This is a genomic window from Thermaerobacter composti (assembly GCF_033582035.1).
GTDB classification, from domain to species: Bacteria; Bacillota; Sulfobacillia; order Thermaerobacterales; family Thermaerobacteraceae; genus Thermaerobacter; species Thermaerobacter composti.
In genome coordinates, this window is the sequence record NZ_CP132508.1 from 1,115,480 (window position 1) to 1,139,782 (window position 24,303).

The 24,303-nt window shown below is 76.1% G+C and carries 14 protein-coding genes; 9 read left to right on the forward strand and 5 right to left on the reverse strand.

Annotation, left to right across the window (positions count from 1 at the left end; genetic code table 11):
* Nucleotides 1-131: 131 nt before the first annotated feature.
* The 3 genes from lspA (at nt 132) to pyrR (ending at nt 2,381) form a co-directional block, all read left to right on the forward strand.
* Nucleotides 132-632 carry a signal peptidase II gene (lspA, locus tag Q5761_RS04375; RefSeq protein ID WP_318751335.1) on the forward strand — a complete coding sequence of 167 codons (501 nt, stop codon included), beginning with the start codon at nt 132-134 and terminating at the stop codon, nt 630-632.
* 67 nt (nt 633-699) lie between these two features.
* Entirely contained in the window at nt 700-1,665 is a 966-nt protein-coding gene (locus Q5761_RS04380; RefSeq protein WP_318751336.1) for an RluA family pseudouridine synthase, read from the forward strand.
* A gap of 164 nt (nt 1,666-1,829) precedes the next feature.
* Nucleotides 1,830-2,381, forward strand: coding sequence for a bifunctional pyr operon transcriptional regulator/uracil phosphoribosyltransferase PyrR (gene pyrR, locus Q5761_RS04385; RefSeq protein ID WP_135225244.1), 552 nt, complete (start codon nt 1,830-1,832; stop codon nt 2,379-2,381).
* 19 nt (nt 2,382-2,400) lie between these two features.
* On the opposite strand, the gene Q5761_RS04390 is transcribed toward pyrR, so the two are convergent.
* The 3 genes from Q5761_RS04390 to Q5761_RS04400 form a co-directional block, all read right to left on the reverse strand.
* The gene (locus Q5761_RS04390) at nt 2,401-3,711 is read right to left on the reverse strand and encodes a glycerate kinase (RefSeq protein ID WP_318751337.1); all 1,311 of its coding nucleotides are present in this window, start codon (nt 3,709-3,711) and stop codon (nt 2,401-2,403) included.
* A 138-nt stretch (nt 3,712-3,849) separates the two neighbouring features.
* Complete coding sequence (locus tag Q5761_RS04395; RefSeq protein WP_318751338.1) at nt 3,850-5,976, reverse strand: NFACT family protein; 2,127 nt, start codon at nt 5,974-5,976, stop codon at nt 3,850-3,852.
* Nucleotides 5,977-6,355: 379 nt separating this feature from the next.
* The gene (locus tag Q5761_RS04400) at nt 6,356-7,651 is read right to left on the reverse strand and encodes a LacI family DNA-binding transcriptional regulator (protein WP_318751339.1); all 1,296 of its coding nucleotides are present in this window, start codon (nt 7,649-7,651) and stop codon (nt 6,356-6,358) included.
* Between the two features lie 638 nt (nt 7,652-8,289).
* On the opposite strand from Q5761_RS04400, the gene Q5761_RS04405 reads away from it, so the two are divergent.
* The 4 genes from Q5761_RS04405 (at nt 8,290) to Q5761_RS04420 (ending at nt 15,759) form a co-directional block, all read left to right on the forward strand.
* Nucleotides 8,290-10,692 carry a 3-hydroxyacyl-CoA dehydrogenase/enoyl-CoA hydratase family protein gene (locus tag Q5761_RS04405; RefSeq protein ID WP_318751340.1) on the forward strand — a complete coding sequence of 801 codons (2,403 nt, stop codon included), beginning with the start codon at nt 8,290-8,292 and terminating at the stop codon, nt 10,690-10,692.
* Nucleotides 10,693-10,720: 28 nt separating this feature from the next.
* On the forward strand, nt 10,721-11,899 hold the full coding sequence (locus Q5761_RS04410) for an acetyl-CoA C-acyltransferase (RefSeq protein ID WP_318751341.1): 1,179 nt from the start codon (nt 10,721-10,723) through the stop codon (nt 11,897-11,899).
* Nucleotides 11,900-12,311: 412 nt separating this feature from the next.
* Nucleotides 12,312-14,132, forward strand: a complete 1,821-nt coding sequence (locus Q5761_RS04415; RefSeq protein ID WP_318751342.1) for an acyl-CoA dehydrogenase family protein — start codon at nt 12,312-12,314, stop codon at nt 14,130-14,132.
* A 559-nt stretch (nt 14,133-14,691) separates the two neighbouring features.
* Nucleotides 14,692-15,759, forward strand: coding sequence for an MBL fold metallo-hydrolase (locus Q5761_RS04420; RefSeq protein WP_318751343.1), 1,068 nt, complete (start codon nt 14,692-14,694; stop codon nt 15,757-15,759).
* A 102-nt stretch (nt 15,760-15,861) separates the two neighbouring features.
* Here Q5761_RS04420 and Q5761_RS04425 read toward each other — a convergent pair whose 3' ends face one another.
* Entirely contained in the window at nt 15,862-18,705 is a 2,844-nt protein-coding gene (locus Q5761_RS04425; protein WP_318751344.1) for a GNAT family N-acetyltransferase, read from the reverse strand.
* 299 nt (nt 18,706-19,004) lie between these two features.
* On the reverse strand, nt 19,005-20,357 hold the full coding sequence (locus tag Q5761_RS04430) for a hypothetical protein (RefSeq protein WP_207669856.1): 1,353 nt from the start codon (nt 20,355-20,357) through the stop codon (nt 19,005-19,007).
* 1,603 nt (nt 20,358-21,960) lie between these two features.
* Between Q5761_RS04430 and Q5761_RS04435 the strand changes: the two genes are divergently transcribed.
* Nucleotides 21,961-22,350 (forward strand): hypothetical protein, encoded by a 390-nt coding sequence (locus tag Q5761_RS04435; RefSeq protein WP_318751345.1) that lies wholly within the window; start codon nt 21,961-21,963, stop codon nt 22,348-22,350.
* A 773-nt stretch (nt 22,351-23,123) separates the two neighbouring features.
* Nucleotides 23,124-24,230, forward strand: coding sequence for an NAD/NADP octopine/nopaline dehydrogenase family protein (locus tag Q5761_RS04440; RefSeq protein WP_318751346.1), 1,107 nt, complete (start codon nt 23,124-23,126; stop codon nt 24,228-24,230).
* Nucleotides 24,231-24,303 lie beyond the last annotated feature (73 nt).

Here is a 24,303-nt window from a genome sequence, read left to right on the forward strand (position 1 = left end):
GAGACGAGCCGCGGTCCGGGGCGCGCCGGGGGGGCGTGGCCGGCTCCGTTGCGGCAGGGACGGGGCCCGTCGTAGGGAATGAGAGGGGAGGGACGCGCTGCATCCCTGGCGACCGTACGGGAGGCAAGGGCTTGCGATCCGTCGTCACCGCCTTGCTGGTGCTGGCGGCCGACCAGGCGGCGAAGGCCTGGGCCCTGGCGCACGTCGCGCCCCACGGCAGCGTGCCCGCCCTGCCGGGCCTGGTGCGCTGGACCTACGTGGAGAACCGGGGCGCGGCCTTTGGCCTGTTCCAGAACCAGACGACGTTCTTCGTCGTCGTGGCGGCGATCGTCATCGCCGTCATCCTCTATTGGCTGCCGCGCGTGCCGGGGCGAGCCGGAGGGGTCCGGCTCGCCCTCGGCCTGCAGTTGGGGGGTGCCGTGGGCAACCTGGTGGACCGGCTGCGCTGGGGCTACGTCGTCGACTTCGTGGACCTCGAGTTCTGGCCGTTGCACCGGTGGCCGGTCTTCAACGTCGCCGACGCCGCCATCGTCACGGGGACCGCCCTGCTCGTCCTGTGGCTCCTGCGGGGGGCGGAGCCGGTGGCGGCCCAGCGACCGACCCAGCCCCCCGGGGGGCGCGGTCCCCGCTGATGCCGGCCGCCGTCGACCGCCGGCGCCGGCGGGGATCCGGCAGATGGGGAGGGGGAACGGAGGGCGTATGGCGGACGACCCGCCCGTCGCCGGGCGCGCGGCGCACACCGCGGTGTTCGTCGTGCCGGCCTCGGCGGCCGGGGAGCGCCTCGACGTGTTCCTGGCTCGCCAGGAGTCCCTGGAGCTGACCCGTTCGGCCATCCAGCGGCTGATCCGTCGCCACCGGGTCCGGGTCAACGGGCGGCCGGCGCGGCCAAGCCGCCGGCTGGAGCCCGGCGAGGAGGTGGTGGTGGAGCTGCCGCCGCCGGAGCCCAGCGGCGTGGCGCCGGAGCCGCTGCCGCTGGACGTGGTGTACGAGGATGGCGACGTGGTGGTGTTGAACAAGCCGCGCGGCTGGGTGGTCCATCCGGCGCCGGGGCACTCCCAGGGCACCCTGGTCAACGCACTCTTGGCCCGCTATCCGGAGATGGAGGGGGTCGGCGGCCCCGGGCGGCCCGGGATCGTCCACCGCCTGGACCGCGACACCACGGGTCTCCTGGTGGTGGCCCGCAGTCCCCTGGCGTACCGGGAGCTGGTGCGGCTGCTCAAGGAGCGCAAGGTGCGCCGGGAATACCTGGCCCTGGTCCGGGGCTGGCCCGAGGTCCGCGAGGGCACCATCGACGCGCCCATCGGCCGCCACCCGGTGGATCGCAAGCGGATGGCGGTCCGGCCGGAGGGCGGACGGGCGGCGCGCACCCACTTCCAGGTGGTGGAGCGCGCCGGCCGCTACACCCTGTTGCGCTGCTGGCTGGAGACGGGGCGGACCCACCAGATCCGGGTCCACCTGGCCTTCATCGGATTGCCGGTGGCGGGGGATCCCGTCTACGGGGGCCGGCAGGCGCAGGGCGAGCTGGGACTCGAGGGGCAGGCGCTGCACGCGGCGCGCCTGACCTTCCCCCACCCGCGGGACGGCCGGCTCCTGGACTTCACCGTGCCGCCACCCGCCGACTTCGCCCGGGCGCTGGAACGGGCGCGGTCCGGGGCCAGGGGCTGAGGGCGGCGGAGCCGGCCTGGGGGACGGTGGCGGCCGGGCCGGCGCGGGGCGGATGGCGGCGGCCCCCGGGGGAGACGAGGCACGAGGGCAGGGCGGCGTCCGCCGGGATGCGGGGGGCGGTCCGTCGGCCCGCGCGGGACGGCATCGGACGGGGAGGGAAGCCCATGGCGGGAGGACTCAAGGCGAAGGCGCGGATCATGGACAAGGAGGCGCTGCGCCGGGCGCTGGTGCGCATCGCCCACGAGATCGTGGAGCGCAACCGCGACCTGGACCAGGTGGCCTTCGTCGGCATCCGGCGCCGCGGCGTGCCCATCGCCCAGCGCCTCGCGCGCTACATCAAGGAGTTCGAGGGCCAGGAGCTGCCCGTGGGCGTCCTGGACATCACCCTCTATCGCGACGACCTCTCCCGCCTCAGCGAACAGCCGCGGGTGAACAACACCGACGTGCCCTTCCCCATCGAGGGGAAGCACATCGTCCTCTGCGACGACGTCCTCTACACCGGGCGCACGGTGCGGGCGGCCCTGGACGCGCTGGTCGACCTGGGCCGGCCGCAGACGGTGCAGCTGGCGGTGCTGGTGGACCGAGGGCATCGGGAGATCCCGATCCGGGCGGACTACGTGGGCAAGAACGTCCCCACCTCCCGGCGCGAGGTGATCGAGTGCCGCCTCGAGGAGGTGGACGGCGTCGACGAGGTCTGGATCATGGAGCAGCCGTGAGGCGCCGTCGCCCCGCCCCTCAACCGCCCCGCGGGCGGGGTCCCGGCCCGAACCGCGTCCCCAGGTGCAGGAGCCGCAGGGCCGTGGTGGCAGCGGCCTCGAGGTGGACCGCCGCCCGAGCCATCGCCTGATCCGGCGGCATGGGCGCCGGGGTCGCCGCCAGCAGGGCGGCGACCCCGCGCTGGCGCAAGGCGGGCTCGACCGCCGGGTCGACGGCGCCGGAGATCACCACCACCGGCCGCCCCCGGGCACGGCACCGGTCGGCGACCCGGGCGACCAGCTTGCCCGCCAGGGTCTGGGCGTCGGTGCGCCCCTCCCCCGTCAGCACCAGATCCGCCCACTCCAGGTGGCGGTCGAACCCCACGGCGTCCATCACCAGTTCCGCGCCCGGGCGCAGCCGGGCGCCGAGGAAGGCGAGGAGCGCGAACCCCAGGCCGCCGGCGGCCCCGGCGCCGGGTTCGTCCCGCAGGTCACGGCCCAGGGTGCGGGCGGCCACGTCGGCCAGGCGCACGAGGCCGGCCTCCAGGATCTCCACCTGCTCCGGCGTGGCGCCCTTCTGGGGCGCGTAGACCCGGGCCGCGCCCCGCGGCCCGGTGAGCGGGTTGTCGACGTCGCAGGCGACCTCGATCGCCGTCTCCGCGAGCCGGGGGTCGAGCCCGCCCAGGTCGATGCGGGCCAGGCGCCGCAACGGGCCGCCCCCCGGTGGCAGCGGCGCGCCCGCCGCATCCAGGAAGCGCGCGCCCAGGGCCGCCAGCATGCCCGTCCCCCCGTCGGTGGTGGCGCTGCCGCCGATGGCCACCAGCAGCCTGCGGCAGCCGTGATCCAGGGCGTCGCGGATGAGCTCCCCGGTGCCGAAGGTCGTGGCCTCCAGCGGGCGCCGCCGGTCGGGCGGCACCAGGAGCAGGCCCGAGGCGGCGGCCATCTCGATGACCGCCGTCCGCCCGTCCCCCAGCAGCGCCCAGCGGGCGTCCACCGGCTCCCCCAGTGGCCCCGTCACCCGCCGGACGAACCAGCGCCCGCCGGTGGCCTGGACCAGGGCGGCGGCGGTCCCCTCGCCGCCGTCGGCCAGGGGAAGGGCGACCACGGCGGCGCCCGGCCAGCCGCGGCGGACGCCGCGGGCCATGGCGGACGCCGCCTCCGGCGCCGTCAGGCTTCCCTTGAAGGAATCGGGCGCCACCAGCACCCGCAGCGGCGGCGGGGACGGCCCGGGGCCCCGGCCGGACGAACCGGCGTCCGGTCGCGGCGGCGGGAGCCGGGGGTCCTCTGGGGCCCGCGGCCGCGGGTGGGGGAGCGGAGCCTCGGCCTGACGGGGATCGGATGGCGGGTGCACGGGTCGTCCCTCCCTGGGGTGCCGGCGGGGCGGCCCCCGCGGCGCGACGCAGGGCGCGGAGCGGCGGCATCGACCCCGCCACCGGCCGAGGGCGGCGCGGCGGGCTGGAGGCACCGGGCGGGGATCCCGGCGGCGGCCCTACGCCTGGGCCCCCTCGGCCGCTCCCGGAACGGCGCCTCCGCCATGCGCACTGCGAGCCGCCCCGCCGCGGGCCCCCGGCCGCTGGGGCGGCTGCCCCGACGCGTCGCCCCCGGCCGCCAGCGCCTCGATGCGGGGCGGCAGGCCCTGCGGGTCGGGGGCCACGAAGAGGGTGCGGGCGTGCTCGTAGCGGACGAACCCGGGCCGCGCGCCCTTGGGCTTGCGCACGTGCCGCGCCTCGGTGTAGTCCACCGCCACGCGGCCCGACCACCGGGCCTTGCTGTGGTAGGCGGCGACGCGGGCCGCCGCCTCCAGGGCCGCGGGGGACGGCGCCGCTTCCCGGTGGGGTAGGCGCAGGAGGACGTGCGAGCCCGGCACCTCCCGGGCGTGCAACCAGATGTCCCACGGGTTGGCGACGCGGGTGACCAGGGCGTCGTTCTGCCGGTTGTTGCGCCCGGCCAGGATGAGCTCGCCGCCGGGCCCGCGGTAGCGGAGGAACCCGTCCCCCTCGCCGCCGGTCCGCCGGGCCCGGGCGGCCGGGCCGCCGGCTCCGGCCCGGGATCCGTCGGGAACCCGGCTGCCGGCCCCGCCCCCGGCCGGGGCGCCCCCGGCGGGGGCGCCCCGGCCGGCCAGGTGGGCGAAGGCCGGCGCATAGCCCTGCTCGGCCAGCTCGGCGGCGGTGGCCTCGAGGTCGCCGACGCTCGTCGCCTCGGCCAGCGCGTGCTCCACCGACTCCAGGTACGCCACCTCCTCGCGGGCCGCCGCGACGAGCTCGGCGGCCTGCTGGCGGCCGCGCTTGGCCTTCTGGTAGCGGCGGAAGTAGCGCTGGGCGTTCTCCTGCGGGCTCAGGGCGGGATCGAGGGGGATGACCACCGTCCCCCCCTCCGGATCGTAGTAGTTGGGCAGCTCCACCTGACGGGCGCCCCGCGGCACCTGGGCTGCGAAGGCGGTGAGGAGCTCGCCGTAGAGGCGGTAGGGCTCGGCCTCCTCGGCCCGGGCCAGGTCGCCCTCCCGTGCCTGCAGGCGGCGGCGGGCGCGATCCAGCGCCTCCCGCACCAGCTGCTCCAGCTCGCGTCGGAGCCGCTGGCGGGCCAGCTCCTCCCGGCGCTCGCGGTAGAACCGGTCGCACAGCGCCGAGACGCGGCCGTCCCCGTCCCGCTCCACCCGGCCCCCGGGGGGCGGCGACACCGGGAAGGCCGCAAGGGCCACCGCCCGTCCGGCGGCGTCCCGCACCACCACCGGATCGAAGCGGCCCCGGCGCGCAGCGTCGAGCCAGCCGAGGACCGCCTCGCCCAGGGCCGCGGCCCGCCGGTCGGCGGCCGCCGGCGGCCGGGCGCTGGCGCCGGTCCCCTGGCCGACGCTCGGCTCCCGGTGGTCCTCCTGTCCGCCGTCCGCCGTGCCCGCGGCGACGGCACCGGGGGCGTCCGGATCGATGCCGGCCCGCTGCAGCGCCTCCCGGGCCAGCTCGCGCCCCAGGGCCGGCACCTGTTCCAGCAGGCGGCGCCAGGCCGGCCGCGGGCGGGACCGGCCCTGCCCCTCCGCGGGGCCGCGGGCGGCGTCGGCATCGGCGTCCGCCTCGGCCAGGGCCTCGAGCCAACGGCGCCCCAGGGTCTCGGGGTCGCCGTCGGGCAGGGGCGTGGGGGCCGGGGGCGGCTCGTAGGCGCTGCCGGGAAGCAGGCTGCGGCCGCCGGCGCCGGCCGGAAGCCGCCGCAGCGCGTCGAGGATGCGGCCCTCCCCGTCCACCAGGATCGCGTTGGCCCGCCGGTCCAGGAGTTCGACGGCCAGGTGCCGGCGCCGGGCCGGTTCGTCCGGCCCGGGGGCGGCGAAGTCCAACCGGACCCACCGGTCGAAGTCCGGCCCCTGGCGCGCGGCCACCAGGCGCGATCCCTCGAGGTGCTTGCGCAACAGCATGCAGAAGGCCGGCGGCGACGGGGGGTTGGCCGGCGGGCGCGGGGTCAGGTGAAGGCGCGGCAGGTGGGGATCGGCGCCGATCAGCAGGTGCACCGTCCGGCCCGCGTACAGCCGCAGGACCAGGACGTGCGCCTCCGGCTGGTACACCCGCTCCACCCGGGCGGGGAGCAGCTCGCCGAGCTCCTTCAGGACGGCCGCCAAGACGAGCCCGTTCACGGGCGTCCCTCCCTGCGCCGGACCCCGCGGCACCGGGTGCGGCGGGGCCCGTTCCCACTATAACCCGGCCGGCCGCCGAGGGGAGACCTGCCATCCCCGTCGGCACCGCCGGGCCGGGGCCCTCCTCGCCCATCTCACCCGGCGGCGACCGAGGGTTCCGCCGGCCGCGGGCGGCGCAACCCCAGGACCGCCGGGTGCCGCGCTCCGGCCGGGCGGCTCATGCCGGCGGACCGGACGGCCGACGCGGAGCTCGCCTGGGCTCGGCCTGCCCGCCAGGGCTCGGGACGGAGGCGTCCGGCCCGTTGCGGGCGATCACCTCCCGGTACCAGAGGGCGCTGGTCTTGGGCACGCGGCTCGCTCCTTCCGGGTCCCGGGCGCCTCAGGCCTGCGGAGCCGTGGGATTGCCGGACGCGGCCGGGGCGCCGCACGACTGGCGCACCACGAGCCGGACCGGCAAGGTGATGGCGGGCGGCGCGGCCGCCGGGTCGTCGATCAGGCGCAGCAAGGCGCGGGCGGCGGCGACGCCCAAACCCTCCATGTCCTGGGCGACGGTGGTCAGGGCGGGGTGGACCAGGGCGGCCAGGTCGATGTCGTCGAAGCCTACCACCGCCAGGTCGCGGCCGATGCGGAGACCCCGTTCCTGGGCGGCCTTGATGGCGCCCATGGCCATGAGGTCGCTGGTGGCGAAGACCGCCGTCGGCGGCTCGGGCAAGGACAGGAGGCGTTCCATCGCCCGGTAGCCGCTGTCGAAGTAGAAGTCGCCCTGGGTGACGTACTCCATCCGGTAGGGCAGCCCGAGCCGCGCCAGCTCCTGGCGGTAGCCGATGAACCGGTCGCGGCCCGGCCGGGTGTTGAACTCGCCGTTGATGATGGCGATGCGCCGGTGGCCGAGGGAGAAGAGGTGTCGGACGGCCAGGGCCGCGCCCCCCACGTTGTCCGACATCACGTACCCCGCCCGCGGTCCGACGAGGTCGAGGTCGACGGCCATGCACGGCAGGCCCGAGCCCGCCAGCTCGCGGATCCCCGGGGCGTCGGGATCGGTGCCCATGAGCACCACACCGTCGACCCGATGCTGCTGGCAGCGCTTGAGGTAAGAGCCGCGGCTTCCCCCGCGGGCGGGACCGCGGGCCCCGCCGGCTCCAGGGCGCGGCGCCCGGGCCGGCGGACCGGCGGCCGACGGGGCGTCGGCCCCATGGGCGGGGGCGGCGGGCGGGGCCGGGACCGTCGGGCGGGGCCCCGCCCCGGCGAGCCGGTCGGGCCGTCGATCCAAGGCCTGGGTGCCGGGCGGCGCGCCTCCGCCGGGCACGGGCGCCGGTCCGGGGTCCGGACCCGCCGCCGCGCCCGTGCCCTCCGGCTGGGCGTCGGCGTGGGCGAAGAGCAGGATGTCGTAGCCCTGCGCCTCCACCAACCGGTGGAAGCCGACGATCACCTTCTGGAAGAAGGGGTGGGTCAGCGCGGGTTGGGAAGGGTGGTGGAACAGGCACACGCCGATCAGGTAGCTGCGCCGGGTCACCAGGGTGCGCGCCGCCGCGCTGGGCCGGTAGTTCAGTCGGCGGGCCAGCTCCACGATGCGCCGGCGCGTCTCGTCGCTCACGTCGGGGTAGCCGTTGAGGGCCCGGGAGACCGTGGCCACCGACACGCCCGCGGCCTGGGCCACGTCGCGGATGGTCGCCACCCCGCCCGATCCCCCTTCCCCACGTCCCGTCCCTTGCTCCGGCGGGCGGCGATTGCGTCCGTTGGAGGCCAGCCGCTCGCGGCCGGCCGTCGGCCCCGTCCGCCGGGCGAAGATCGGGGCGAAAACGATTTCGATCAGACGCTTCGCCACCGGCGGTGCGATTCCTGCCGGCCGGACCTCCAATCTGCGGTCGCTGCCGCGAAGGGATTTGGGCGAGACCGTCGAAGTCCTCCCGTGACTCGACCGACCGGTCGGTCGACCCCGGGACATCCGGTGCACGGCGGGCGCGACGGCGGATGGGGCGCCACCCGTCGGGGCCGGGTGCCGGGTCCGCTCCGCGGCACCGGCTGGGCGGCGCCCGGGACGCGGTGGATGGCCCAGGGGCCGGGCCGGCGGCTCCCGTCCGGGTGACGGGGTGCGACGGCCCGTCCGGGTGACGGGCCCCGCATCCTGGACCAATGCTGCGCGGGCAGGCGTGTGCGACGGCACCCGTCCGGGTGACGGGCCGCTGGCGGCGCCCATCCCGCGGCGAACCGCACCCCGGTGGACGTCGCGCCGACGGCCCGGCCCACGGCAGCGGCGGCGGTCGGCCGGCGTCGGCCGGCGCGGGCGGCCGGACCACGATGGGAGGGGACGCGATGCCGCACGTCTTTCGCCGGGTCGCGGTGCTGGGAGCGGGCACCATGGGCTCCCAGATCGCCGCCCACCTGGCCAACCAGGGCATTCCCGTGGACCTGTTCGACCTCAGTACCGAGCTGGTGGAGAAGGCCAAGCGACGGCTGACGGAGCTCAAGCCCTCGCCGATCTACACCCGGGACGTGCTGGACCTGATCGCCCCCGGGTCCTTCCAGGACGCGGGCGACCTCGAGCGCCTGCGCGACGCCGAGTGGGTGGTCGAGGCGGTGCTCGAGCAGCTGCCCATCAAGCAGCAGCTCTGGGCGCGCGTGGCCCCCTACCTGCGGCCCGACGGCATCTACAGTACCAACACGTCCGGGCTCTCCATCGCCGCCATCGCCAGCGCGCTGCCGGAGGCGGCGCGGCGCCGGTTCCTCGGCACCCACTTCTTCAACCCGCCGCGCTACCTGCACCTGCTGGAGCTGATCCCGACGCCCGAGACGGACCCCCAGGTGGTCGCCGCCATGCGCGACTTCGCCACCCGCGTGCTGGGCAAGGGGGTCGTGGTCGCCAAGGACACGCCCAACTTCATCGCCAACCGCATCGGCTGCTACGGGCTCATGGTGACGGTGCGGGCGATGCAGGAGTTCGGCCTCGGCCCCGACGAGGTCGACGAGATCACCGGGGAGAACATGGGGCGGCCCAAGAGCGCCACCTTCCGCACCCTGGACGTGGTCGGCATCGACGTCATGAAGGACGTGGCCGACAACACCCGGACCGCCGTCCGGGACCCGGAGGAACAGGCCGCCTTCACCCTGCCCGAGTTCATGCGGCAGCTGGTGGAGCGGGGCTGGACGGGCGAGAAGGCCGGTCAGGGCTTCTACAAGCGGGTCCCGCGGCCCGACGGCGGTCGGGAGATCCTGGTGCTCGACCCCGCCACCATGGAGTACCGTCCGCGACGGCGGCTCGAGGCGCCGTCGCTGCAGGCGGTGCGCGCCATCGAAGACCCGCTGCAGCGGATCAAGACCCTGCTGGCGGCGGACGACGTGGCGGGCCGCTTCGCCTGGGAGATCACCCGACGCACGCTGGCCTACGCCGCCAACAAGTTGGGGGAGATCGCGGACGACGTGGCCAGCGTCGACCGCGCCATCAAGTGGGGCTTTGGCTGGAACGCGGGGCCCTTCGAGCTCTGGGATGCCCTGGGCGCGGCGGCGGTCCTGGAACGCATGGAGCGGGACGGCGAGACCCTGCCCGGCTGGCTGGTCGCGGCCATCAAGGACGGGCCGGGCCGGTTCTATGTGGAGGAGGACGGCCGCACGCTGGCCTTGGCGGCGGGCGGCGAGTACGTCCCGGTGGAGGCGGACCCGCGCGCCATCGACGTGCCCCTGCTCTTGAAGCGGAACCGGGTGGTCGACCGCAACACCGGGGCGACCCTGGTCGATCTGGGCGACGAGGTGCTGCTGCTGGACTTCCACGGGCCCAAGCAGGCCATCGGCCCCGACTTCATCCAGATGGTGGAGAAGGCCGTGGCCGAGGTGGAGGCCAACTGGCGCGGCCTGGTGATCTCCAGCCACGTCAGGCCCAACTTCTCCGTCGGCGCCAACCTGATGCTCATCCTGCTGGCGGCCCAGATGGGCGAGTGGGACGAGATCGACGCCATGGTGCGCCGGTTCCAGGCCGCCAACATGAGGCTCAAGTACGCCGCCCGGCCCGTGGTGGTGGCGCCCTACGGCATCACCGTGGGTGGGGGCTGCGAGGTGGCGCTGCACGGCGACCGGGTGGTCGCCTCGGCGGAGACCTACATCGGCCTGGTGGAGGTGGGGGCCGGGGTGATCCCAGGCGGCGGCGGCACCAAGGAGATGCTGCTGCGCGCCATCGAGAACGTGCCGGAGGTGTTCTCGGGCAAGTACGCCCAGACGCCGGGGCCGGCGACCACGGACCTGACCGGCCGGGTCAACCTCCAGGTGCTGGTCAACCGGGTGTTCGAGCTGATCGCCACGGCGCGGGTGGCCACGTCGGCGGCCGAGGCGCGCCAGCTCGGCTTCTTCCGCGCCACCGACCGCATCGTGCCGAACCCGGACCACCTGGTCTACGAGGCCAAGCAGATGGTGCTGGCCCTCGACGACGCAGGGTACCGGCCGCCGGTGCGGCGGCGCATCCCGGTGGTTGGCGACAGCGGCCGGGCCCTGCTGGAGCTGGCCGCCACCAGCATGCACTGGAGCGGCTACGCCAGCGAGCACGACCTGAAGATCGCCCGCAAGCTGGCCCACGTGCTGGCGGGCGGGGACGTGCCGCCCGGCACCGAGGTGGACGAGGAATACCTGCTGGACCTGGAGCGGGAGGCGTTCCTCAGCCTGGTGGGCGAGCCCAAGACCCAGGCGCGGATGCAGCACCTGCTCAAGACGGGCAAGCCCCTGCGCAACTAGCCCCACCCCGGGGAGCGAGGTGAGTCCCATGCGCGAAGCGGTGATCGTGGCGGGCGTCCGGACGCCCATCGGCCGCGCCCAGAAGGGCGCGCTCAAGGACATGCGGGCGGACGACCTGGCCGCCCTGGTGATCAAGGCGGTGCTGGAACGGGCGCCGGGCATCGAACCGGGCGAGATCGACGACGTGATCCTCGGTTGCGCGCTGCCCGAGGGCGAGCAGGGGTTGAACATCGCCCGCATCGCGGCCATCCGGGCGGGGTTGCCGACCAACGTGCCGGGCTTCACCGTCAACCGGTTCTGCTCGTCGGGCCTTCAGGCCATCGCCATCGCGGCGGAGCGGGTGATGGTGGGCGGGGCGGACATCGTCATCGCCGGCGGCGTCGAGACCATGAGCCGGGTACCGATGATGGGGCACAACCCGTCCCTCAACCCGACCCTGGTGGCCGAGTACCCCCAGGTCTACATGGGGATGGGCCACACGGCGGAAGAGGTGGCGCGGCGCTTCGGCGTCAGCCGCGAGGACCAGGACCGCTGGGCGCTGGAGAGCCACCGCAAGGCCGCCGCGGCCATCGACGCGGGCCGGTTCAAGGAGGAGATCGTACCCGTCCCCGTCCGGCGGGTGCGGGTGGAAGGCGGCAAGCGCATCGAGGAGACCTTCACCTTCGACACCGACGAGTGCGTGCGGCGGGACACCTCGCTGGAGAAGCTGGCCCAGCTGAAGCCCGTGTTCCGGCGCGACGGCACGGTGACGGCGGGCAACTCCTCGCCGACCAACGACGGCGCCGCGGCGGTGATCGTCATGGCCGCGGAGGAGGCCGCGCGACGCGGGCTCCCCGTCAGGGCGGTCTTCCGCAGCTTCGCCGTCGGCGGAGTCGACCCCGACATCATGGGCGTCGGCCCGGTGGTGGCGGTGCCCAAGGCGCTGAAGATGGCCGGCGTGCGGCTGGAGGACGTGGACCTGATCGAGCTGAACGAGGCCTTCGCCGCCCAGGTGGTGCAGGTGGTGCGGGAGTTGGAGCTGGACCCCGCGCGGGTCAACGTCAACGGGGGGGCCATCGCCCTGGGCCACCCCCTGGGGTGCACCGGGGCCCGCCAGGTCGTCACCCTGATGCACGAGGCCGCCCGACGCCAGGCGCGCTATGGCGTGGTCACCATGTGCATCGGCGGTGGCATGGGGGCGGCGGGCGTCTTCGAGTTCGCCAGCTGATGGTGCCATCCCCGGCGGGCCGTCGCCCCGCATCCCGCGTGGGGTGCCACCCCGGGGAGGCCAGGGCGGGGTGGTCCGCCGGGGGCCGTCCGGGGCCGCCAGGGGTGCCGGGGCGGACCGGCCCGGGAGGCCCCGGCGTGCCGGCGGAACCCCGTCCCGGCAGGGGCCGGCGTGCCGGCGGAGACCGGGGGATGCCGGCTCGACGGCGTGCGCGACCGGCGCGCCGCCACGGCACGGGCCGGGGGGCGGCGGAGGCCCCGGGGTGCCGGCGCCGCCGCGGGGCCGGGCGGCCCCGCGGCGGCGGGTGCGGGTCCGACCGGCGGATCCGGCCGGATCGTCCGCCGCCGGGACCGGAGCCGCCGGCGGGACCGGAGGATGCTCGACCGCAGGATGCTCGAAGGAGGGGAGGACCATGGCCGATGCGCAGCCCGTGCCGGCGCGCGAGCCCGAAGCCCCCGCCCGCAAGCGGCCGGTGGGTGCCGGGTTCCTGATCGAGGGTACCGCGCCGGCGGAGGTGTTCACCGCGGAGGACCTGACCGAGGAGCAGAAGATGATCGGCCAGGTGGCCCGCGACTTCGCCCTCAAGGAAGTGCGCCCGCTGATCGACGAGCTCGAGCACGGCCGGCACGAGCACTCGGTGGCCCTGCTGCGGCGCGCGGGGGAGCTCGGCCTGCTGGCGGTGGAGATCCCCACGGAGTACGAGGGGCTCGGCCTCGACAAGGCGACGGCCACCCTGGTGGTGGAGCGGCTGGCGCCGGCGGGTTCCTTCGGGGTGACCTTCGGCGCCCACACCGGCATCGGCACGCTGCCCATCGTCTACTTCGGGACCCCCGAGCAGAAGCGGCGCTACCTGCCCAAGCTGGCCACCGGCGAGTGGATCGCCGCCTATGCGCTGACGGAGCCCGACGCCGGCTCCGACGCCCTGGGCGGCAAGACGCGGGCGGTGCTGTCGCCCGACGGCAAGCACTACGTCCTGAGCGGCCAGAAGCAGTGGATCACCAACTCGGGCTTCGCCCACGTCTTCGTCGTCTACGCCAAGGTCGACGGCGAGAAGATGACGGCCTTCATCGTCGAGCGCGACTTCCCCGGCGTCGCGGTGTCGGAGGAAGTGCGCAAGATGGGCATCAAGGGCTCGTCCACGCGGACGCTCTACCTGAACGACGTGCCGGTGCCCGTCGAGAACGTGCTCGGCGAGGTGGGCAAGGGCCATCACATCGCCTTCAACATCCTGAACATCGGCCGGTGGAAGCTGGCCGCCGGGAACCTGGGGGCCTGCAAGGAGCTCATCGCCGTCTCCACCCAGTACGCCCAGGGCCGCAAGCAGTTCGGGCGGCCCATCGCCGACTTCCCGCTGATCCAGCAGAAGCTGGCCGCCATGGCCGCCCGCACCTACGCCCTGGAGGCCATGGTCTATCGCACGGCGGGGGCCTTCGACGCCAGCCTGAGCGCCATCGACGGCGACGCCCCCGACGCGGGCCGGCAGGCCATCGCCGCCATCTCCGAGTACGCCGTGGAGGCCTCGATCAACAAGGTCTTCGGCTCCGAGACCTTGGACTTCGTGGTCGACGAGGCCGTCCAGATCCACGGCGGCTACGGCTACATGCAGGAGTACGAGGTGGAGCGGGCCTACCGCGATGCCCGCATCAACCGGATCTTCGAGGGGACCAACGAGATCAACCGCCTGCTGATCCCCCGCGAGCTGATGCGGCGGACCCTGAAGGGCAAGCTCCCGCTGATGCAGGCCCTCGGTCGGGTCCAGAAGGAGCTGGCGGAGTTGTCGCCCCTTGGGCCGGCCGGGGAGGCGGCGTCGGGTCCCTTGGCGGACGAACAGGCCCTGATCGCCAACGCGCGACGGCTGACGTTGATGGTGGCGGGCCTGGCGGTGCAGCGGTACATGCAGCAGCTCGAACACGAGCAGGAGCTGCTGGCGGCCATCGCCGACCTGTGCATCGAGCTGTACGCCATGGAGAGCGCGGTGCTGCGGGCCCTCAAGGCGGGCGGGACCGGCATCCACGCCGACCTGGCGCGGCTCTTCGTGGCCGGGAGCCTGGACCGGGTGGAGATCGTCGCCCGCAATGCCCTGGCGGCCATCGAGCGCGGCGACGCCCTGCAGGTGCAGCTGGGCATCGTCCGGCGCCTGCTACGGCGCGAGCCGGTGAACCAGGTGGCCCTGGGCCGGCAGGTGGCCCGGGCCGTCCTGGAGGCCGGCGGCTACCCGCTGGGCGACCGCTGAATCCGGGACGACGGCGCCGGCTCGGGCGGGCGCCGCGGCACGCGGGGTCCGAGGCGCCAGGGCGCCGCGGCACGCGGGGTCCGAGGCGCCAGGGCGCCCTGCACGCGGGGCCACCGCCCCCTGGCGCCCCGGGCGCGGGCTCCCGATGCGCCCGGGCGCCCGGTCGCGGCGGGATGCGGGAGGCCGGTCGGCGCCCTCCGCACCCCTGGGCGCCCTCCCGGCGGCCCTTCGACAGCAGGGGCCGGGGGCGAGGGGGGGGGAAGGGGGACGGGCGGGAGCCCTGGCTCCCGCCCGTCCCCCTTCCTCCGCGGCCCGGTGCCGCGGGACCCCCTGCGCCATCGACGGCAGCGGCGGCAACCCCCGCCGGTCCCGAGACCGACGGCACCCCATGGGCGCCCGGGCCCCGGGAGAGCGGGGTCCGCCGCCCCCGCGCCCCAGCTGCCGGGGACGGGAGGACGGGGCGCCTCCCGCGACCACGCCGCGCCCCCCTCCAAGGCCGCTGCAGCGGCGACCCCATCGGCGGCCGCGCCGGCTGCCGCTTCGACGAGGAGGCATGGCCATGGCAACGCCGGGCAGAGGCGTCGACGCGTCGGTCACGGGGGTGCCCGCTGGCGTCCACCCCGTGGACGAGGGCGTGCTCCGCATCCCCGTGCCCACCCCCTTCGCGGTCGGCGTCGTCAACGTCTACCTCATCCTGGGCCGGGTGCCGACCCTGGTCGACGTGGGGCCGGGCGGGCGGCGCGGTCGGGAGGCGCTGGAGGCGGGGCTGGCGGCCGCGGGCCTCGGCTGGGACGACATCGCCCAGGTCGTGATCACCCACACCCACGCCGACCACATGGGCCTCTTGCGCCACTGGCCGGGGACGCGCCGGCCCGCGGTGGTAGGCCATCGCTGGGGGGCGCGACACTTCCGCGGCGGTGACGACCCGGAGCGGGTCCGGTTCTTCCAGGGATTCGTGCGCTCGGCGGGGGTCCCGGCGGACGTGGCGGGCGGCCTGCTCCAGGGGCTTGCGGCGCTGATGGCCGCCGAGCCCGCGGTGCCGGTCGCCCGGTGGCTGGAGGACGGCGACGAGCTGACCATGGGCGACGACCCCTGGCTGGTGCTCCACACGCCGGGCCACGCCCAGTCCCAGCTGTGTCTCTACCGGGAGCGGGACGGCCTGCTCATCAGCAGCGACCACCTGCTTCCGACGATCTCCTCCAACGCCTTGCTGGAGCCGGCGCCCCTGGACGAACGCGGCCGGCCCCTCCGGCCCGAGCCGCCCCGCAGCCTGGTGGACTATCGCCGGTCACTGCGCCGGGTGCGGCCGCTGCCGGCCCGGCGCTGCCTGCCGGGCCACGGCGACCCCTTCGGTGGCCACCGGGAGCTGATCGAGCGTCGCCTCGCGGACATGGAACGACGGGCCCGGCAGATCCGCGACGCGCTGGCCGCCCGGGGCGGCCGGTCGACCCTGTACCGGCTGGCCGTCGATCTGTTCGGGTCGGGCGATGCGGGGCACCTGCTGCTGGCCCTCTCCGAGGTCCAGGGCCACGTGGCGTGGATGGAGAGCGAGGGCTGGGTGCGCTGCCGGCCGGAACCCGGGGGCAGCGGCGTCCTCATGGTGACGGCGGCGGGCGGGGCCGGATAGGCGGCGGCCGCCGGCCGCAGAGGGTGCGCGGCGCCGGCAGCCGTGCGGCCCCGATCGCGAGGCGGTCCCCCGCTGACGCCCGGTCCTGGCGCAGGCATCGGCCTACCGGCCGGGTTCCTCCACCCGGACGCGGGCGTCGACGATCAAGCAGCCCCGCCCCGGCTCGTAGGCCATCAGCGGGTTGATGTCGAGCTCGGCGATCTCCGGCACCTCCTCCACCAGCCGCGAGACGCGCAGCAGCACGTCCTGGATCGCCTCCAGGTCGGCCGGCGGGTGGCCCCGGTAGCCCTCCAGGAGGCGATAGCCCCGGATGCTGCGGATCATCTCCGCCGCGTCCACGTCGGTCAGCGGCGTGATGCGGAAGACCACGTCCTTGAGGACCTCCACGTGGATCCCGCCGAGGCCGAAGGCCACCAGCGGGCCGAAGAGGGGATCCTGGGTCACCCCGACCACCAGCTCGGTGCCGGCCGGCACCATGGGCTGGACCACGAAGCCGTCCAGCTCCTCCCTGCGGCCGGCGGCCTCCAGCCGGCGGACGATGCCGCGGCAGGCGGCGCGCACCGCCGCCGCGTCCGCGAGGTGCAGCTGGACCCCGTCCCACTCGGTCTTGTGCACCAGGGTGCGCGAGGCCATCTTCACCGCCACGGGGTAGCCGAGGTCGGCCGCGGCCGCCACGGCCGCCTCTTCGTCCCGGACGAACCGGCTGCGCACCCGGGGCAGGCCGAAGGCCTCCAGCAGCCCGTCCACCTCCTGGGCCGACAGCCACCCCCCGCCCCGCCCGAGGGCCGCGCGGCACAGGTCGCGGGCCCGGTCGACGTCCAGGTCGGGATGGGCGGGGATCCGGCCCAGCGGGCGCTGGCGCCAGCGGGCGTACTCGTACGCCTTGGCCAGGGCCCGGGCGGCGGATTCGGGGAACCGGTAGGAGGGGATGCGCTCGTCCCCCACGGCCAGGGGCTGGCGCAGGCCGCGGGCGCTCATGAAGCACGCGACCACGGGCTTGCGATGGCCCGCCCGTCGGGCCTCGGCCACCGCCTCCCGCACCGCGGCGGCGACGGCGTCGACGTCGGCCAGGCCCACGGGGATGAAGATCACCAGCACCGCGTCGAAGCCGGGGTCGCGGAGCACCACCCGCAGGGTCTCGCGGTACTGCTCGGCGGTGGCGGAGGCGACCATGTCGATGGGGTTGGCCACGCTCGCCGCCGGCGGGAGGAATCGGCGCAGGGCCTCGCGGGTCGCGGGGGAGGGCTCCGGCACCTCCAGTCCCGCCGAGGCCAGGGCGTCGGTGGCCAGGATGCCCGGTCCCCCCGCGTTGGTGACGATGGCCACCCGCGGTCCGGCGGGGAGGGGTTGGTTCGCCAGCAGCGCGGCGATGTCGAACATGTCCTCCAGCGTGTCGGCGCGGATCACCCCGGCCTGCCGGAACAGCGCCTCCACCGCCACGTCGCTGGCGGCCAGGGCGGCGGTGTGGGAGCCCGCGGCCCGGGTCCCCGCGGCGGTGCGGCCCGCCTTCACCGCCAGGATCGGCTTCTTGCGGCCCACGCGGCGGGCCAGCCGCGCGAAGCGGCGGGGGTTGCCGAAGGACTCCAGGTAGAGCAGGATCAGGTCCGTGTCCTCGTCGTCCTCCCAGTACTGGATGAGATCGTTCCCCGACACGTCCGCCTTGTTGCCGACGCTGACGAAGCTCGACAGCCCGAGACCGAGGTCGCGGGCGTACTCCAGGATGGCGAGCCCCAGCGCACCGCTCTGCGAGGACATGGCCACCCGTCCGTGGGGCGGGAAGACCGGGGAGAAGCTGGCGTTCATCCGCACGTCGGGGGCGGTGTTGATCAGGCCGAGGCAGTTGGGGCCCACCATGCGCATCCCGTAGCCGCGCACCTTGGCCACCAGGCGCTCCTGCAGCGCCCGGCCCTCGGGACCCGTCTCGGCGAAGCCGGCCGTGACCACCACCAGCGCCCGCACGCCCTTGGCGCCACACTGGTCGACCACGTCCAGCACCGCCTCCCGCGGCACCGCCACCACCGCCAGGTCCACCGGACCCGGGACGTCCAGCACCGAGCGGTAGGCGGGGATCGACCCGACCACCTCCGCCCGCGGGTTGACGGGATAGACCGGGCCCTGGAACCGGTTCATCACCAGCGCCTCGAGGATGCGGTAGCCGATGCTGCCGGGATCGCGGGAGGCCCCCACCACCGCCACGCCCCGGGGGCGGAAGAGGGGTCGCAGCGACGCCACGGTGGCGATGCGGTCCCGCATCTCGCTGCGCGCCACGCTCTCGGGACTGGGCTGGACGTCCAGGCTGACCACCACGTAGCCGTCCCGGTGGTGCTGGTGGGCCTCGAAGCCGCTGGCCCGCAAGACCTCCAGCATGCGGCGGTTGTCGGGCTGGGTCCAGGCGACGAACCGGCGGATGCCGTGGCGGGCGGCGATCAGGGCCAGCCTTTCGAGGAGCAGGGTGCCCAGGCCGCGGCCCTGGTAGGCGTCTTCCACCAGGAAGGCGACCTCGGCGGTGTCGGGTTCCGCCCGGTCGCGGACGTACGTGCCGCTGGCCACGATGCGCGGATGGTCGGGGTCACCCACCTGCACCAGCAGGGTGTATCGCTCGGCGGGCGGCCCGACCTGGAGCAGCGCCTCCACCGCGGCCTCCCGCGAGGCGCCGGCGAAGAAGCGCCGCATCAGGGAGAGGTCCGAGACCCGCTGGAGGAACTCGCCCACCAGCGGCCGGTCGGCCTCCCGCGCGGGCCGCAGGGTGGCGGCCGTGCCGTCGCGGAGCAGCACGCGGCCCGCCTCGAGCCCCTCCTGGGGGATGGGGGCGGGGTAGAGGGTGGGGAGCGAGGCCAGGGCCGGACGGGGTCGGGTGGTGCCGGACGCCGGCGTCAACGCGGCCCCGGCGCTCGCTGCGCCGGGCTGGGCGGGGCGGCTCCGGGGATCGCCAGGGTCGCTGCGCATGCCCGTCGACCTCCTTGCCGGCGTGGGACCTCGCCCGGGGGGTGGAACCGGTGGGACCGTACTCCGGCCGCCGGCGCTCTCTTCTTTCCGGGCGGATCGCCCGCTTCCTGCCCGGGGACGGCCATCCCCCTTGAAGATTCCCGAATCGGGGCCGTGGGCTTCGGCGGAGCCACGGGTTCTGTCGCAGGGTGCCCGCGTCGCCCTCCCGGTCGATCCCGCCGCCGACGGGGCGGCCGGCTCGCCGCCGCGGCGGCACGATCTCCGCCCCCGTCGGGCCGATGGCGGGGTGGCGCGCCGGGTCACCGCGGCGACGCGCCGGGGGCGCACCCTTGCCAGGCGGTGGGGAGACCCGCATCCGCCGCGGGATCGGCGGGGGAAGGGGACGGGGGTGCCGGCGCGGGGCGGCCCGAGGGATGGGGCGACGGCAAGAGGTCGGCGACGTCGTCGGCGGCGACGGTCCAGAACCCGTCCTGGCGGATCATCGTCCAGGTCAGGTCGAACGGGGCCGCAGGAGGCTCGCTGGCGTAGTAGGCCGTGCCCTGCAGGCGCACCCGGGCCCGGGGACCCTGGACCGCCAGGGTGGTCGCCCGCTCGACCTTGACGAACGCCAGCAGGGTGGTCAGGCGTCGAGCCAGGGTCGTCCAGGCGGGATCGCGGGGGTCGGTGACCATGTGGGCGGCGGTGGCGGCGTCGCCGTTGGCCAGGGCGATGGACAACCACGACGCCACCGCGTGGGGTGGTGCCGAGCGCAGCGCATCCACCAGTTGGCCGCTGCTCTTGAGTACCATCAGGTGGTGGCCGGGGTCGACGCGGTCGCTGGCGTGGGTGGTGGCGGCCAGGGTGTGGACGCAGAAGTGGCCGTCGAAGTCGTTTCCGGCCACGATGTCCTCCCCATGGGGCATGCCGTTGATCGAGGCCGCCACCCGCCGGCCGCCCACCTCCAGGACCACCGCCCGCCGGCGCCAGCTCCAGGCGCCGCCGAACAGGGACCGCAGGACGGCCGTGTCCTGGCGCGTCAGCGGTTCCGCGTCGGCGTGCTGATAGCCCCCGTAGCGGACCACGCGGAGGGTCCGCCCGGTCTCGAGGTCGCGCAGCGACGCCACCGCATCCCATGGCCACAGGCGATCCACCTGGGGCCACGGCAGGGGTTCGCCGAAGAAGGCGTCCGCCAGGCGACGGGTGGCGGGCGCGAGGACCGCCCACAGCGCCTCGGTCCGATCCAGGTGGCCCCGGTCCGTCTGGAAGAACCGGCCTTCGCGGGAGATCAAGATTTCGTGCCGACGCCCGGCGGCGTCGGTCCACTCCAGCCGCCAGTAGGCGAAGTGCGGGCCGGGCGGCGCCGAGACGGTGCCGCGGCCGGCGGGGCGGACGCGACGGAGGGCGCGGACCAGCTCCCGGCGCTCGTCGGCGGTGAGGGCCGTCCGTGCCCGGTACTCGGGCCAGGCGAAGGCGAGGGTCGCGGTGCGCACGGACAGGGCAGGCGACGCCAGGGGGGCTCCCGGCGGCCGGGCCAGCAGCCAGGCGAGGAGGAGCAGCATCCCCAGGGCCACCAGCCCCAGCCCCGCTCCGCGCCCCGGTCCGAGGCCGCCGACGGCGCGGCCGACCCCGGCCGGCGGGATCGTCCCCGGCGGTGTCCCGCCGCCACCGATCATCGCCCGTCCTCCCCAGCCTGCGCCCCGACTGCGGCGCACGGCGGGCGGCGCGGCCGTCCCGCCCGTCCCATGGGTATGCGGGGAGGGGGCGGCGGATGTGGGCATCGGGCATCCGCGCCAGCCGCCGCCGGATGCGAGGAGCCGTCGGCGCGAGTCCCCACGGGTGCGGCCGGCTACGGGCCGCGGCGGGCGGGCAGACTACCCGCGAGAGGCGACGGGAGGGCGGTCCGTGGCGCGCAGGGTGACCTTGCGCAAGGTGCAGGGAACGGGGGCTGGCGCGGCGCCTACCCCTTCGGCGGATGGGGCCGCCGGGCGGCGTGCCGCGGCGACGGCCGACCCCGCGGCCAGGGGGCCCGCCGGCCCCAGGGGTGCGCTGCCGGGCGGGACCATGGCCGGCCCCGGCGCCGACGCCGGCCACGGCGCTGGGCGGGCGAGCCCGCGGTCGGGGTCGGTGGGCGAAGGGGCGGGACGCCGTTCCCCGGGGAGCCCGCGGCTCGCCGCCGGCACCTTGCGCGGCGCCGGCGCGGTGGGGGCTCGGTCCTCCCAGGGGGGCGACGACAGCTCCACGGCCGGTCGCGGGCAGCCTCGGGACGCCGCCCCCCTGGTGGAGGCGCGCCGCTGGTTGGCGCGGTGGACCCGGGCGATGGGGGATGGCGCCACGGCGGCCGGCGGCGAAGCTCCGCCGGCGGGCCTCGCCGGAGCCGGCACGGGACACCGACCGATCGGCGAAGGAGCGGGGGGCGGGACCATGGGCGCAGCCGGGATGGGCGCAGGACGGGACGACGCGACGTCGGCGGGAGGGCGCCCCGCGGACGGGGTCGGAGCGGAGGCGACCGGGCTGCCGCCGGTCGGCATGCCGGCTTGGATGGGCCCGTTCCCCCTGGGAGCGGTGGGACCGGGCATCCCACCGGGAGCGGGGGCGATCCCCATCCCTTGGGGGGCGGCATGGCCGGCGTGGCCGTCCGTTGCCCAGGGTGCTGGACCGTCCCATGCCCCTGGACCATCCCATGCCGAGGGTGCTCCACGCCGGGAGCAGACGCCGGGCGGTCCCGGGCGGTCGGGCGACGACGCAGCGAGCCCGAGGCCCGAGGCCGGCGACGCCGCGGGCGGTGGGGCCACGGCGGCCGGAACGGCACCCCAGGCGGGGTCGCGGAGGTCGAGCCGCGGGGGCCGGGAGCGGGGCCGTAGCCAGGCCGGTGTGGCGCCGGCAGGAGAAGGCCCTTCCGCGGCCCAGGGTCGGGAGCGGCCGGCCCCTTCCGGGGCCGCCGTGCCGCCCTGGACCCCGGCCGGGATCCCGGGCTGGACCGTCCCCTGGCCCGGGTGGCCGGCGGGCGCGCCCGCCCTGCTGGGCGGGACCCCGCCCGCCTTCCCCGGTCCGCCTTGGATGCCACCGGTCGCCGTGGAATCCTGGCCGTGGCCGGGCGGCGGGATGGGGAGGCCGGCCGGCACCGGTTCAACGGTCCCGCCGGGGCCGCCGTCGGCCGCAGGGGTGGGCCCGGCGGTGCAGCCCTCGGCTCTCCGAGGCGACGCCGGTGGCGACCCGTCGGCTGGCCATCCCCGGGGGGCGGCGGCGCCGGCCGGGGCCGGGGGCGAGAACCCGGCCATGACGCTGATCAGCGCCCACCTGCAGCTGCGCCAGGACATGGAGAACAACCTCCGCAAGCTCCGCCAGGTGATCAGCGAGAGCCAGGCCATCGCCCAGCAGATGGAACAGCTGCTGGCCGCCACCGCCCAGTGGACCGGCGCCGATCGCGGCCGCGATCAGGGCGACCAGGGTGCCGGTTCCGGCCGCGCCGCGGCCCAGGGGGGCCACCGCGGGGGAAGCGGCGGCCCGGGGGATGCGGAGGCGGATGGCCGCCAGCAGGGCCAGGGTCAGGGGGCGACACCCCGCGTGGTCGGTCGCCTGCAGGCCGCCATGTCCCGTCGCGCCGGCGGCACCGTCCCCGAGGGCCATACCGAGCACCCGCCATCGGCCCGTGGCGGCGGGGGATGACGGCGCGGGGCGGGCCACCCCTTCTGGTCCCGTGTCGCCCGGCGAGCCCCCCTTCGAGCCCGATGCAGCCCCCTCGGGGGCGGCGCAGCGGCCGGCCGGCTGGGCCGGCCGGTTCCTCCCTTGACAGAGGGCCACCGCGTCCCATAGACTACATTCGTGGTTTCCATGCTTCGGGATTCCCGCCATCGGCTCCGCGACGAGCGCGGGCCAACCCGTCCGCTCCAGCCAGGGACGGGTCGACAGCCGGGCGCCGGCCGATCGCGTGGTCCGTTCCCAGCCTTGGTCCGTCTGACCCCCCACCGCGCCGGGGCCGGCGGTCATCCCCGCAAGGTAGGCCGTCAGGCATGACGGGTGTCTACCAGGCGCCCGGGTCGCGCGGCCGGTCGATGGTCGGCGTCGGTCGACCGGCGACGTCTTCGGGCTGGGCGTCGCACCCCAGGGCCGGGCAGGGCTCCGAGCGGGTCTAGGTCCCACCGCAGGTTCTTCCCGTGGGCTGGGGCACCTGCCGCCGCACCCATCGCGGCCACCCGTCGTCGAACCCGCCGAGGGCTCCCGCCGTGGGCTCCCGTCGGTCGAACCCGTTGTGGGGTCCTGCCGGTCGAACCCGCCTTGGGCTCGCACCGGTCGAACCCGCCGGGCGTCCGGGCGGCGTCGAGGCCCCCTCGCCAGGCGTCGTGCAGGCTCCGGTGGTAGAGGTCGTGGTCCAGCGCCCGTCGTGGGGTCTGGGGCTCCCCTGGGGCTCCCCCTTGGGCTCGGGGAAGGGAGGGCGTCCCATGCGCACGCGACGCGTGGCCGTCATCGGAGCGGGCCACGGCGGCCAGGCGATGGCCGCCTATCTAGGCCTGCTGGGGTTCCGGGTCACGCTCTACAACCGCTCGGCGGCGGCCCTGGAGCCCATCGCGGCGCAACGCGGCATCCACCTCGAGGGCGAGGTCCGGGGCTTCGGGCCGGTGGAACGCGTCGCCTGCACCGTCGGCCCCGAGTTGCGGCGCTTCCGGCTGGTCATGGTCGTGGTCCCCGCCACCGCCCACCGCCAGGTGGCCGCCTGGTGCGCGCCCTTCCTCGGCGACGGGCAGGTGGTGGTCCTGCACCCGGGACGAACGGGCGGAGCGCTGGAGTTCCACGCGGCCTTGCGCGCCGCGGGGAACCGGGCCGACGTGCTGGTCGGCGAGGCGCAGACCCTGCTCTTCGCCAGCCGGGTGACGGGACCCGCGCGGGTGCGGATCTACGGGTTCAAGCACCGGGTGCGGGCGGCGGCGCTGCCCGCGGTGCGCAACGCCGAGCTCCTGGCGGTCCTGCGGGAGGTGCTGCCGCTGTTCAGCGCGGCCGAGAGCGTCCTGGAGACCAGCCTGGACAACGTCGGCGCGGTGTTCCATCCGGCGCCGCTGCTCCTCAACGCGGGGCGGGTGGAGGCCGGCGAGCCCTTCGAGTACTACCGCCAGGGCATCACGCCGGCGGTGGCCCGGGTCGTCGAGGCGCTGGACGCCGAGCGGCTGGCGGTGGCGTCCGCCCTTGGCCTGCAGCTGCGCACCGCCCGCCAGTGGCTGGCCGAGACCTATGGGGCCCAGGGGCACGATCTCTACGAAGCCGTCCAGGGCAATCCCACCTACCGGGGCATCGCGGCGCCCGCGACCCTGGCCCATCGCTATCTGGACGAGGACGTCCCCGCCAGCCTGGTGCCCATGGCCGCCCTCGGGCGGCGCCTGGGCGTCCCGACCCCGGTCATGGACGGCGTCATCCACCTGGCCGGCGCCCTCCGGGGCACGGACTTCTGGCGCACGGGGCGCACCCTGGGGCACATGGGACTCCGCGGCATGAGCGCCGAGCAGATCCGCCGCTGGGTCACCCTGGGCGAGCTCGACGAGGCCCTGGTGGTGTGAGGTTCGCGGGCGTCGCGAACCGGAGCCATCGTCCCGTCGTCAGCCGCGACCCGGAGCCATCGTCCCGTCGCCC